This is a genomic window from Qipengyuania soli, from assembly GCF_015529805.1.
Classification (GTDB): domain Bacteria; phylum Pseudomonadota; class Alphaproteobacteria; order Sphingomonadales; family Sphingomonadaceae; genus Qipengyuania; species Qipengyuania soli.
Window position 1 is genome coordinate 1965143 of sequence record NZ_CP064654.1, and the last position, 11558, is coordinate 1976700.

At 61.0% G+C, this 11558-nt stretch carries 10 protein-coding genes, 1 tRNA gene and 1 rRNA gene; 6 read left to right on the top strand and 6 right to left on the bottom strand.

Translation table 11 applies throughout. The features are described 5' to 3' along the window. The first annotated feature begins 5 nt into the window (after positions 1–5). The 4 genes from IRL76_RS09795 (at position 6) to IRL76_RS09810 (ending at position 4363) form a co-directional block, all read left to right on the top strand. Positions 6–1862 (top strand): amidohydrolase, encoded by a 1857-nt coding sequence (locus IRL76_RS09795; protein WP_200984274.1) that lies wholly within the window; start codon positions 6–8, stop codon positions 1860–1862. Between the two features lie 3 nt (positions 1863–1865). Continuing rightward, the gene (locus IRL76_RS09800) at positions 1866–2297 is read left to right on the top strand and encodes a DoxX family protein (protein WP_200981172.1); all 432 of its coding nucleotides are present in this window, start codon (positions 1866–1868) and stop codon (positions 2295–2297) included. A gap of 39 nt (positions 2298–2336) precedes the next feature. Continuing rightward, positions 2337–3044, top strand: coding sequence for a YoaK family protein (locus IRL76_RS09805; RefSeq protein WP_200981173.1), 708 nt, complete (start codon positions 2337–2339; stop codon positions 3042–3044). A 92-nt stretch (positions 3045–3136) separates the two neighbouring features. After that, positions 3137–4363, top strand: coding sequence for an alginate export family protein (locus tag IRL76_RS09810; RefSeq protein WP_200981174.1), 1227 nt, complete (start codon positions 3137–3139; stop codon positions 4361–4363). A gap of 202 nt (positions 4364–4565) precedes the next feature. Here the strand turns inward: IRL76_RS09810 and IRL76_RS09815 are convergent, their stop codons facing one another. Together IRL76_RS09815 and IRL76_RS09820 are read right to left on the bottom strand one after the other, a co-directional pair. Next, entirely contained in the window at positions 4566–6866 is a 2301-nt protein-coding gene (locus IRL76_RS09815; RefSeq protein WP_200981175.1) for a putative bifunctional diguanylate cyclase/phosphodiesterase, read from the bottom strand. Then, the gene (locus tag IRL76_RS09820; RefSeq protein WP_200981176.1) at positions 6863–7474 is read right to left on the bottom strand and encodes a cupredoxin domain-containing protein; all 612 of its coding nucleotides are present in this window, start codon (positions 7472–7474) and stop codon (positions 6863–6865) included. The genes IRL76_RS09815 and IRL76_RS09820 overlap by 4 nt, the downstream gene beginning before the upstream one ends. 98 nt (positions 7475–7572) lie before the next feature. Between IRL76_RS09820 and IRL76_RS09825 the strand changes: the two genes are divergently transcribed. Together IRL76_RS09825 and IRL76_RS09830 are read left to right on the top strand one after the other, a co-directional pair. After that, complete coding sequence (locus IRL76_RS09825) at positions 7573–8472, top strand: DUF3034 family protein (RefSeq protein ID WP_200981177.1); 900 nt, start codon at positions 7573–7575, stop codon at positions 8470–8472. A gap of 31 nt (positions 8473–8503) precedes the next feature. Continuing rightward, on the top strand, positions 8504–9043 hold the full coding sequence (locus IRL76_RS09830) for a group I truncated hemoglobin (protein ID WP_200981178.1): 540 nt from the start codon (positions 8504–8506) through the stop codon (positions 9041–9043). An 895-nt stretch (positions 9044–9938) separates the two neighbouring features. On the opposite strand, the gene IRL76_RS09835 is transcribed toward IRL76_RS09830, so the two are convergent. From IRL76_RS09835 to rrf, 4 genes are all read right to left on the bottom strand, one after another. After that, entirely contained in the window at positions 9939–10142 is a 204-nt protein-coding gene (locus IRL76_RS09835; RefSeq protein WP_343072248.1) for a helix-turn-helix domain-containing protein, read from the bottom strand. 65 nt (positions 10143–10207) lie between these two features. Continuing rightward, entirely contained in the window at positions 10208–10867 is a 660-nt protein-coding gene (locus IRL76_RS09840; RefSeq protein WP_200981180.1) for a hypothetical protein, read from the bottom strand. A 287-nt stretch (positions 10868–11154) separates the two neighbouring features. Continuing rightward, positions 11155–11231 (bottom strand) — tRNA-Met (locus IRL76_RS09845). Positions 11232–11344: 113 nt separating this feature from the next. Then, a 5S ribosomal RNA gene (rrf, locus tag IRL76_RS09850) occupies positions 11345–11459 on the bottom strand. Positions 11460–11558 lie beyond the last annotated feature (99 nt).

Here is an 11558-nt window from a genome sequence, read left to right on the forward strand (position 1 = left end):
GGAGCATGAAGACCGTGTCTACCGACCTAGTCATTGTCAACGCGAGGATCACTACCCTCGACCGGGAGAACCCTGCGGCCGAGGCCGTGGCGATCCGTGACGGGCGCTTTCTTGTAGCGGGTTCCGAAGCCGAGGTGCGCAAGGCCACTCCCGATGCGGCTATTATCGATGCGGGCGGGCGGCGGTTGATCCCCGGCCTGATCGACAGTCACATGCACATCATCCGCGGGGGGCTGAACTTCAACATGGAGCTGCGCTGGGATGGAGTGCCGAGCCTCGCCGATGCCATGGGGATGCTGAAAGCACAGGTCGATCGCACGCCCGCCCCGCAATGGGTGCGGGTTGTCGGCGGATTTACCGAGCACCAGTTCGCCGAAAAGCGTCTCCCCACGCTGGCAGAGATTAACGCCATCGCGCCTGAGACGCCGGTATTCATCCTTCATCTCTACGACCGGGCACTGCTCAATGCCGCTGCACTGCGGGTCGTCGGCTATACCAAGGACACCCCCGATCCCCCGGGCGGGGAGATCCAGCGCGATGCGGCGGGCAATCCCACGGGACTGCTGCTGGCCCAACCGAACGCCACAATCCTCTATTCGACGCTCGCGAAGGGGCCGAAGCTACCCGAAGATTACCAGATCAACTCCACCCGCCACTTCATGCGCGAGGTCAACGCGCTCGGCGTCACCAGCGTTATCGATGCCGGGGGCGGCTTCCAGAACTATCCCGACGATTACCGCGTGATCGAGAAACTGCACGAAGATGGCCAGCTGACCGTGCGCATAAGCTACAACCTGTTCACCCAGAAACCGAAGGAGGAACTGGCCGATTTCTCCGGCTGGGTGAAGCAGGTAACCCCGGGCCAGGGCGACGACACCTATCGCCATAACGGCGCGGGCGAGATGCTGGTCTATTCGGCTGCCGATTTCGAGGATTTCCGTGTCGCACGGCCCGATATGCCGCCCTCGATGGAAGGCGATCTTGAATCGGTGATCCGCCTGCTGGCCGAACACCGCTGGCCATGGCGGCTGCACGCGACCTACGATGAAACGATCACCCGCGCGCTCGACGTCTACGAGAAGGTAAACCGCGACATCCCTCTTGAAGGGATCAACTGGTTCTTCGATCACGCGGAAACCATCAGCGATCGAAATATCGATCGGATCGCCGCGCTAGGTGGCGGCATCGCGGTGCAGCACCGCATGGCGTTCCAGGGCGAGTATTTTGTCGAACGCTACGGCGCCCGCGCAGCCGAGCGTACGCCCCCGATCGCGCGGATGATCGCGGCCGGTCTTCCCGTCGGCGCCGGAACCGACGCGACGCGGGTGGCCAGCTACAACCCTTGGGTCTCGCTCTCGTGGCTGGTCACCGGGCGGACTGTCGGCGGGCTGTCGCTTTATCCCGGTGCCAACCGCGTCAGCCGCGAAAAGGCGCTCCGGATGTGGACGCATGAGAACACATGGTTCTCCAGCGAAACGGGCAAGAAGGGCCAGATCAGGGCAGGCCAGCTGGCCGACTGTGCCTTGCTGTCGGAGGATTACTTCACCGTACCCGAACACGCGATCGTGCATATCCGTTCGGTGCTGACCCTGCTCGGCGGCGAGATCGTGCATGGCGAAGGCGATTACGCCCCGCTCGCGCCCCAACTGCCTCCGGCGATGCCCGACTGGTCGCCTGTCCGTGCTTTCGGCGGTTACTACCGGGAGCCCACCACGGGTGCTGTACTTGCGAGTGCCTGCGGCTGCGCATCGGCCTGCGGCGTTCACGGCCACAATCACGCCGCCGCGTTGGGAGCCAACATACCGGCCCGCGATGTCCAGAGTTTCTGGGGCACACTGGGTTGCGGCTGCTGGGCGGTCTGAGCGATGCCCGATCAATTGGCGCGCGTGATCTCGGCCAGCCTCGGTACCCGAGTGGCGTGGTTTCTCGCCCGGCTACTGCTGGTCAGCGCCTATGTCGTCGGCGGGGTCGCAAAACTTGCCGATTGGCCTGCCGCGGTGGCCGAACAGGCGCATTTCGGAATGACCCCTCCAGCGTTCTGGGCGAACCTGACCATCACCGTCGAACTGGTCGGTGCCGGATTGATCCTGTCGGGCCGGCTGGTGTGGCTGGGCGCGGGCTTGCTCGGCGGGTTCACCCTGCTCGCCGCTTTCGTCGCCAATGATTTCTGGAACATGGCGGGTGAGGCCCGGTTTCATGCGGCCAACGCCTTCTTCGAGCACCTCGGCCTCGTCGGTGCGTTCATCCTCGCCGCGCGGCTGGCCCCGCCGCGACCCGTCATTTCCGCTGACAGCTAATCCTTAGCATTACCCTCTGTTGTTCAAGAGTTTGTCTGCATGAAACAACCCCCGGTGCTCAAGACCCCCACCCCACTCGTACGGCTTCTGCTACTGCTGTCAGCCACCACCGGAATGGTCGATGCGGCCAGCATTCTTGGGATGGACAAAGTGTTTACCGCTAACATGACGGGAAACATCGTCTTTGCCGCCTTCGCCGCGGTCGGAGCACCGGGCTTTCATGCGCCCTACTACATCGCGGCACTCGGTGCCTTCATGATCGGAGCGGTAATCGCCGGACGGTTATGGCGGCTAGGAGTCAAAGGTCGGCTCAGCCGCTGGCTGGTGATCGCAGCCATGGTCGAAAGCGCGCTTCTGGTGCTGGCCGGGGGCCTGGCGGTTCTGCTCGAACGCGGCGGGGAGATTCCCGCTGAAAGCTTGCCGGTGCTGATCGCTCTCACGGCTGGCGCGATGGGGTTTCGCAATGCCGTTGTGCGGCAGCTCAAGGTACCAGATCTCTCGACCACGGTACTGACCTTGACGATCACTGGGCTCGCCTCGGATTCGCGTCTTGCGGCGGGCGACGGCGCCAACCAGCGCACGCGGATAGCCGCTATCTGCATGATCTTTGTCGGCGCGGGAGCGGGGGCGGCAATGGTGTTTGCAGTCGGTCTCGGATCAACCCTGCTTATGGCGGGAGTGATTGTGCTTCTTGCCACGTTCATCTTTGCGCTGCACCCCCAGATGGCGGAGCTTGAAAAGGGATGACGCGGCGCAGGCCCGCGATATGGGCGGCGGCGGCTCTGTACGCGGCGCTGCTGGCAGTTGCGACAGTTCCTGCTGCCGCTCGCGATAGGGGCTTGGCTGAGGAGGACCGGGCCAACGACGCCAGTGACGCGGTCAGCGTCAGCCTGAGCGGCGAGGCGCGCGTGCGGTACGAAGGTTATAATGACCCGACTTGGGGAGACGCGCCTGATGACGGCTATTTATTGCTCAGGCTGATGCCACTGTTCAAGGCCGAGGCCGGGCCGGCACGGATCGTCGTGCAACCGATCATAGGCTATGCCATCGGGGTCAATGGGGGGGGCGGCCCGGTCGATCAGACCGGCATCGATCTCTTGCAGGGCTATGCCGATCTCCACCAGCCGCTGGGAGAGGACGGCAAGGTGTCACTGCGTGCCGGACGCACGCTGATTGCGCTCGGCTCTCAGCGGTTGCTCGGCACCCGCTACGGACCCAATACTCCGCAGCCGTTCGACGGCATTCAGGCGAGTCTGATCCGTGGCCCTGCGAGGCTTGATCTGATCGATGTACGCGCTGTGGTCATCGGGGCGAAAGATTTTGACGACAGCTCCAAAGGTGGGCGCCGCGTCCGCAGCGTCTACCTTACGACAGAAGCGGCGCGGGGTATAAACTTCGATCTGTACTGGATCGGCTACGAGGATTCCGCCGCTCGCCTTACCGCATTGGAGGGCGTTGAGACGCGAGACACTTACGGTTTGCGGCTGTTCGGCGAGCGAGGGCGCGTTACGTGGAACTGGGAGACGATGATCCAGCGCGGCACCCTCGCCGGACGCAGAATCCGGGCCTGGTCACAGGCAACCGAAACCGCAATCTCGTTCCCCGGTGTCCTCCTGGCTCCGCAGCTGCGCCTGCGCGCCAATATCGCCAGTGGAGACCGCACCGACACGCCCGACAAGATCGAATCGTTCAATGCGCTTTTTCCGAGGGGACGATACTTCGGTGAACTCACACCACTCGGACCGCGCAACATCATCAATTTTAATCCGGGTATCGTGCTCACGCCGACAGGGCGAGTGCAGGTGGAGCTCAATCTTGCCGCCTTCTGGCGCGCATCGCGTGGCGATGGCATTTATGATCTAGCCGGCAGAGAGATCCGGACGGCCGGAACGGCACAAGCGCGGCACATCGGTAATCTAGCCGAGGTGAGCCTCACGCTTGATCTCGAAAATGGTCTGTCGCTGTCGGGCTCGCTCGGCGCGTTCACCGATGGACCGTTCATCCATCAGAGCGGGACAGTCAGCACAATCTTGATGGCCGGCGGGGAAGCAACCTACCGGTTCTGAGCATTAGTTCCCAGGTACATCTGGTTCTATGCAAGGAGGAAACCGCAGCCTTGCTCTTTCTTGAAAGACGTTAGTGTCCGCCTTCCACCCACTTCGTGACTGAACTACCGAGCTCGCGCAGTGCCAAGAGCAGACGGTCGTCTAACGGCCCAGAATTGGTCAAGAGCCGGTGGGAGAATCAGGGGCAAGAGGTTACGACAGGCTATCCAACTATCGCCAGGTCCTGCTCTTTTTCAGCCCAAGCCAAAACCTGTGACGCGGACATCGGCCGACTCAGCAAGAATCCCTGAATGCTGCGGCAGCCTTCGCGACGGAGGATTTCCAGTTGCTGTTCGTCCTCGACGCCTTCCGCCAGAGTCTCCATTCCCAGTGCTTCTGCAAGGGTTGTGATCGCGCGGATGATGGCGTGGCCATTCTCCCCGGTCGCCAGGTCGGTAACAAAGCTACGGTCGATCTTGACCTTGTCGAAGGGGAAAGAGCGAAGGTAGCTTAGCGAGGAATATCCCGTGCCGAAGTCGTCCAGTGCGATACGTACGCCCAGCGCGCGAAGTTGGTGCAGGATTGCCATCGTCTTGTCGACCTGAGCGATGAATATGCTCTCGGTAATCTCAAGCTCCAGCCGATTTGCCCCGATCCCAGATGCGGCGATGGCGTTGAGAATTTTCGTCACCAGATCGGGCGAAGTGAACTGCTTGGGCGAAATATTGACCGCAACCGACAAACCATCTTCCCAACGGCTTGCCTGGTGGCACGCTTCGCGGACGACCCATTCTCCGATGGGCAGGATCAGCCCCGTTTCCTCGGCAAGGGGGATGAAATCGTTGGGCGAAACCATGCCCTTTGTGGGATGATTCCAGCGGATCAGCGCTTCGAATCCTTTCAGCCGTTCCTCTGACAAGCTGTAGAGCGGTTGGAAGTAGAGTTCGAACTCGCCTTCGCTGATGGCGCGGCGCAGGTCGAGTTCCATCTGTCGCCGTTGGCGGGCCTGCTCGTCGAGGGCGGGTTCGAAGAAGTGATAGCAGCACTTGCCCTCGCGCTTGGCGCGATAAAGAGCGAGGTCAGCGTGCTTCATCAAGGTGATGCCGTCATCGCCATCCCCTGGCGCAACGGCGATGCCGAGGCTTGCCGAACAATCGGCCTTCTGCCCTTCGATCTCGATCCAGCGCATGAAGCAGGCCTGGACTTGCCCTGCCAACGTGTTGAGGTCGACGCTTGGCGCAATGCCGTCGATTAGGATCGCGAATTCGTCGCCTCCAAGGCGCGCAATGGTAGCGTCCGCCAGCGAGCCACGCAAATGTTCCGCCACGTTTCGCAGCAAGGTGTCGCCTGCAGGGTGGCCGAGCGTATCGTTGACGACTTTGAAATCGTCGAGATCGGCGTAGACCACCATGACCTTGTGATCGTTCTTCCGCCGAGCCAGCGACAGGGCCAGCTGTTCGAGGAAAAGTTTGCGATTGGGCAGGCTTGTCAGTCCGTCGTGCAAGCCGACATGGACGATCTCCTTTTCGCGCTCTTCAATAGCTTCGATCATCGCGTTGAAGCTGCCAGCGAGGCGCCCGATTTCGTCGTTGGTATCGACGGAGACTTCCACCTTCTCGCCTGCACTGACCAAGCGAGTCGCCTCATCGAGCTTGCGCAGCGGTGCAGTGATCGTCTTGGCCACTCGCCAGCTTAGAGCCACTACCAGCAATAGTCCGGCAATGGCGAGCGCCGCCAGAAGCCAGCGAATACCCGAATATTCAGCCAGGGAACGCGTCAGCGAATGCCTGAGTACCAGCCGCGGATTGAGGCTATCCTCAAGCGACGGCAGGGCCGACACCCGGTACAGCATACGCTCGCCTTCTTCCCGTTCGAAGACTTCGCCGAGCGGGGCCGCGCCGATTGCATCGGGAATGCGACTTAGCCGGACAACCGAGGCATCGAGATCGACCGCAGCCAGGCGCGTCAATCGTGCCAGCTCGGCATCGTCGAGCGGCTGCGTTACGACCAGCCAGCCGACCAGATCCGGTACTTCCACCGGGGAGGCCGTGGCTAGAGCGAGCCGGTCACCCTGCATGATCACTCCGAATTCTTTCCCCTCGTCCAGCGACTCCCACAGGCTCATCGGATCCGGCATCGGATCACCGGTCGAGCCGGTGAGTGTCGCATCGTAACCTACGACGAAGGCCGATCCTCCGGACGAGCGAGCGCGGAGGCTGTCGAGCGCGCTGGCAATGGTCGGTCGGTCATTGGTGGCGACTGCCTCGCGGAAGCCGAAGTCGCGCGAAAGGACGTCGGTCGTGCTGCGCATCTGCCGGGCCCGCAGTTCGAGGATCTCGTCGAAGACCCGTGCATTGGCCGCCAGGTCGCGGGTCGAGGCGTTCTCGGCAAACCGCGCAATACCCTGACCCGCGATAATGAGGATGACCGCCAGCACAGCGGCGAACAGCGCCGCATATAGCGCAGCCATCCGCAACTTCAGCGAACCGAAGCGGAGGATGTCGATCCTGCCGAACGCGCTCATCGCAGCTTAACCGTGTACTTGCGGGAGAAATCCGCGGTCACAGATGCGTCGAAGTTCGTCTCGTTGGCTGGCGCCCGCAGACGCGGATGCCAGACTGTAATGGTGGCCTTGCCGCTGGGCACGTCGGACAGGTCGACGATTCCGTTGGCGTTAGTCTTCGCTGCATAGGGCGTATCGACCACACGGACATAGCCGCGCATGGCGTCGTGGATATTGCAGCCCAGCGCCGCCGTGCCCGCTATCGCGAAGCGCTGGGCCCGGGTCTGGTCGCGGCCATAGAGATCAATCTCGAACTTGGCGATTTTCGAGAAGCTGTAGATGCTGTGGCGGACCTTATCGAGATTGGGAAATGCCACCGTGGAACCCTTGGCGACGATCAACGTCCCGGGGGTGAACTGCAGATCCTTCTGCGCCATGGCGGCGCGCCAGGCGAAACCCGACGGAGACTTAGTACCGGCGGCGGGCGTAATTTCCACCACCGCATCGCGGACGGGCAGGCCGCGCTCGTCGACCACCTGCACGCGCGCGGAGGGGCTGCCTGCGGCCAGCAAGTGTGCAGCGGGAATACCGGCAGCGAGGAATGGCAGGAAGAATGCGACCCTTTTCATCGCCGCCCGCCCTAGGGGGTAAAACTTAACGAACCACACCCCGGCAGTCGCCCTTGCAGTTAGTCCAGCTTTAACCATGGCCCGCTATGCTTTTGACAATGAGCAGACTTTTCGCCCTTTTCGCGCCGACGCTGGCGCTCGCGCTCGTCGCTGCTCCAGCCGCGGCGAAGGACGCGCCACCGGTCGAGAGCGATGATCCGCTGTTCGAAGGCGGCAAGCTCTTGCTGACCAACGGCGTCACCGGCATCGAAGGCTCCAGCGGCGGCGGTGTCGCGACCTGGGCGACCATCGGCGGGCTCGAGACCGACAGCGGCGTTGGCCTGACCGGCCATGTCACGCTGATCGAGCTGCCAGATTTCGGCTGGCAGAGCCTCGGCATCGCTGTCGGCATCGCCAACCGGTTCGAGCTGTCCTACGCCCGGCAGAATTTCGACACCCGCGATGCCGGTGCCGTGCTTGGCCTCGGAAAGGGTTATACCTTCAACCAGGATGTATTCGGGGCCAAGGTGCGGCTGGTCGGCGACCTCGTCTATGGCGATCCGCTGCTTCCCCAGATCAGCGTCGGCATACAGCACAAGCGCAGCCGCGATGCCGCCGTGGTACAGGCCGTGGGGGCCGACAGTGCTACCGGCACCGACTTGTTCGTCAGTGCCTCCAAACTGTTCCTGTCGCACAGCGTGCTCGCATCCGCGACGCTGCGCTATACCTCGGCCAACGAGGGCGGGGTACTCGGTTTCGGCAATGCGGCGGACGACGGGCGCTCGCTCCAGTTCGAGGGTTCGCTAGCCTACCAGCTTTCGCGCCGCGCGGTGGTCGGCACCGAACTGCGTACCAAGCCCGACAATCTGGGTCTGGGGGAAAATGACTGGATCGACCTGTTCGCCGCCTATGCCCTGACCGACAACGTCACCCTGACGGCCGCCTATGTCGATCTCGGCTCGATCGCGACCTTCGAGAAGCAGCGCGGCGGATTCCTCTCCGCTCAGCTCGCCTTCTGATTCCACCCTGCCCGTACCGGAACCCTTGTCAATGATCGCTCTCCCCCTCGCCCTGCTTCTGCTCCAGCAAGTCCCGCCTGCCGATGCCGAGAGCGCTATCGACTGGGACAAGGAATTCGGCGTCGAGGAACAGGTCCGGGACCCTGTGACCGGGGAGATTCCGGTTGACCCCTATGAACAGAGCAACGCCAACGCCGGTGCCAGACCTTTCAGCGGTACTGAGATGGCCGCGAATTTCGGGGGCCAGGACGGCATCCGCGCCATTGCCGAGCGCACCGTCGACCTGTCGCAGGAAGACCCGCGCATCGCGGCCATCTTCGCGGCGCATGACATGGTCCGGCTCAAGCGGACGCTGTTTGAACAGTTCTGCTACATCCTCAACGCCGGTTGCGACTACACCGGGCGAGACATGGCGAAGGCGCATGAAAGCATGGGCGTGACAATGCGCGACATGAACGCCTTGGTCGAGAACCTGCAGCAGTCGATGCGCGAACAGGGCGTGCCCTTCGCAGCGCAAAATAGCCTCCTTGCGAAGCTTGCCCCGATGTCGAGGAAGGTCACAGGACATTAGGGTTGACGGTCCTTTTGCAGCGCTCGCACCAGCGAGTGCGAGGCGTTTACAACAAGGACTGAGCAGATTCAGTCACCGGAACCCCGCGTGTGTGGTTATCAGTCTCGTTGAATCAATTGGGCTCATCCCGACCTATGGCGACGATGTATGTGGATCCAATGGACGAGTAGCAGGAAAGCGATGCGGAGACCGTGATCGAATTGTCCGCTTTTCCCACTGTGCTACCGAAACCGGACATTCCGCAACCGGCCCCATACTAGTCATCAAAGTCACGCATTAGAAATGAAGGCCAATACCGCGTAAAAAGGTAGGGTAGCGGTCGGGCCCGTGTCATTACCCCCCTTCCATATTTCGACCACGCATTTTTTTTCGACCCACGCCGGTGTCCGATCAAAAGGTGCCAGGGTTTTAGATCCCCCCTCACCTTCCTCATCCAATGAGCGAGCGCGCATTCTTTTCGCATGCGTGTCAACAGCACGGAATACGTACGGTGGCGACACGGGAGGCCTGCGCCGCTCCGCTAGTTCGAAGGCTCACGCGTCGCAGGCCTCCCTACAGCTAACCTTGCACTTGATGATTCTTGGAGAAGTCGGAGCGGAGGGCATAGGACGACCAACCCCCGCCATTTGGCCGGGTTGGTCCTCCCCTCTGCGTACCAGATGCTCCTCGGAGCCAGCCGTCGCATTCGGGCGTGGGTGGTTCCGGCACTGGCCCACCCACTTAACAGCTGCTTGCGAAACTGTGTGCCGTTCCGGAGATCCCCGCTCTGCCTTTCGGACTCGGGCTTCCGCTATGATCTCACCCCATTTGGTAGCGGAAATGATTTGGGCGCATCCCCAAACGTATCAAACCAAACGAATGCGCCTGCCGCAGCGGGGCTGCGGAAGCAAATTCGTCAGATGTCTTCGAGGCAAGTGGACCAGGCTTCTTCGAAGCGCTTGATCTCGTCCATATGATAGCGGACGCTACCGCCGAACTTATGATAGTTGGGTCCGATCCCCTTGTCGCGCCAGCCCTCCAAGGTGCGGGGACTCATCCTCCACCGAGCTGCAACTTCGGCGGTCGTCAGGAAAATCATACGAGCTGTGTTCGAATTCATTGGAGCCTCGAAATTTGTGAGGCGCTCCAATGAGAGGAAACTTTCAGCCGTGAATACTCAGGTAATTAGAATCGATTTTTCTTCCGACCCTTTGCCGTCCATTTTTCACCCTCAATCGGCGGTAATTGCTCAAGAGCTCTTTCCCACGCTCGACCAAACATGTGGTCGGAGATCGTGAAGGTGCTTTGAGTTGTTACGAGCTCTCGGATGTCGGACTTAGAGTTTGACGAAGGATTCAGTGACGACAGGCAATCCAGGATGGTCTGTGCGAGTAAGCCGTCGTTGCTCGGCCTCCCTGAGGCTTCAATTAGAATGTCGGTCAGAAGACGCCGCCCGGACCCAATCGTCCAATCTGTGATCGAGATGACTGCACTTTCCCAATCTTGGTCCTCCAACTCAATGCGCTCGTAGCCAGAAGGCGGCCTTCCGGATCCCGAATATAAGCCAGAGGTCATCTTCGCTCTGATCCGTTTCACTATCAGCTGATGCAGAGCCTGCTGTTCGAGGAATTCGTCTGAGTGTGGTCCTAGCTCATCGACATAGGGGAAAAGCCGCAGCTCGGCATTCTTCCCAACGAGCTTGCGTCTTACCCATTTTCGGTCTCCTGAAGCCTCAGCCAGCCTTTCCAGATCCTTGTTCTCTTCATGTGACAACAGGAATTTCGCCACAAATTCTTCGAGGGACAGTTTGTCTCCTAGCGGAAGTGTCGGCGTCGCTTCAGTCATTGAAGGTGACGTATCACAAAGTGGAGCGACGTGGAGGCCCGGATTGATTACGGCGAGTCTGTAAAGGTCAGCAACTGGGGCGCAAAGCTGCCGTAGGCATTAGGTGCGAGAGTTCTTGAGGGAATATTCTCCTAGGAATTATGCCCCAACACGCAACTGGACCCTGCGGGTACTCCATAGCCCCAATGCTGCGCTGCGCCCTGCTTCCTATGTGATTCCAGTTGCAGACGAGAAAAACCCCGCTGCAAGCAGCGGGTTGAATTTCTCTTTATTTATCAAGAGGACGGTGGTTGCGGGGGTTGGATTTGAACCAACGACCTTCAGGTTATGAGCCTGACGAGCTACCGGGCTGCTCCACCCCGCGGCACCGTTGTGTCGAGGCCTCACGGCCAGAGACACAAAAGCCGCCGCGCGGTTTGTACCGGCAGCGGCTTTTGAAACATGTGAATGGGTTTTTACCTACCCGCCTGCTGTAATGCCTGGCGGCGACCTACTCTTCCAGTGCTTAGGCACTAGTACCATCGGCGCTGTCCGGTTTCACGGCCGAGTTCGAGATGGGATCGGGTGGGTCACAGACGCTATAGCCACCAAGCAATAAAGCAGGCGGACGGGTTTAAATCGATGCCCCTTTCGGGCGTATCCGGCCGAAGTTTCCTCCAGATCGCGGACAGCTCAGGACTGTCGTTGATGG

What these genes read in the sequence shown, in the direction of transcription:
- IRL76_RS09795 (WP_200984274.1), top strand. Translation starts at nt 6, where the DNA reads ATGAAGACCGTGTCTACCGACCTAGTCATTGTCAACGCGAGGATCACT.
- IRL76_RS09800 (WP_200981172.1), top strand. Translation starts at nt 1,866, where the DNA reads ATGCCCGATCAATTGGCGCGCGTGATCTCGGCCAGCCTCGGTACCCGA.
- IRL76_RS09805 (WP_200981173.1), top strand. Translation starts at nt 2,337, where the DNA reads ATGAAACAACCCCCGGTGCTCAAGACCCCCACCCCACTCGTACGGCTT.
- IRL76_RS09815 (WP_200981175.1), bottom strand. Translation starts at nt 6,866, where the DNA reads ATGAGCGCGTTCGGCAGGATCGACATCCTCCGCTTCGGTTCGCTGAAG.
- IRL76_RS09820 (WP_200981176.1), bottom strand. Translation starts at nt 7,474, where the DNA reads ATGAAAAGGGTCGCATTCTTCCTGCCATTCCTCGCTGCCGGTATTCCC.
- IRL76_RS09825 (WP_200981177.1), top strand. Translation starts at nt 7,573, where the DNA reads ATGAGCAGACTTTTCGCCCTTTTCGCGCCGACGCTGGCGCTCGCGCTC.
- IRL76_RS09830 (WP_200981178.1), top strand. Translation starts at nt 8,504, where the DNA reads ATGATCGCTCTCCCCCTCGCCCTGCTTCTGCTCCAGCAAGTCCCGCCT.
- IRL76_RS09835 (WP_343072248.1), bottom strand. Translation starts at nt 10,142, where the DNA reads ATGAATTCGAACACAGCTCGTATGATTTTCCTGACGACCGCCGAAGTT.
- IRL76_RS09840 (WP_200981180.1), bottom strand. Translation starts at nt 10,867, where the DNA reads ATGACTGAAGCGACGCCGACACTTCCGCTAGGAGACAAACTGTCCCTC.